1 rRNA gene is annotated in these 217 nt (G+C 48.8%); it reads left to right on the plus strand.

Annotation, left to right across the window (positions count from 1 at the left end):
* Nucleotides 1–147 precede the first annotated feature (147 nt).
* A 5S ribosomal RNA gene (rrf, locus tag JNA92_RS25755) occupies nucleotides 148–217 on the plus strand; the annotation flags it as partial.

A 217-nucleotide genomic window follows, 5' to 3' on the forward strand; every position in this document is an offset into this window, starting at 1 on the left:
GAGGCTTGACCATATAACACCCAAGCAATTTGCTTCTGCAGATTGCGGTGGTGAAGATGATACGAACCGAAAGTTCGCAACGAACCACAAATATCGCATATCCGGATTCGCTGGGCTGTCCATCTGGACATTCTGGCTACAGAATTTCTTGACGACCATAGAGCATTGGAACCACCTGATCCCATCCCGAACTCAGTAGTGAAACGATGCATCGCCG

Origin of the sequence: Pseudomonas putida (assembly GCF_022627325.1) — a bacterium.
Lineage (GTDB): Bacteria > Pseudomonadota > Gammaproteobacteria > Pseudomonadales > Pseudomonadaceae > Aquipseudomonas > Aquipseudomonas putida_X.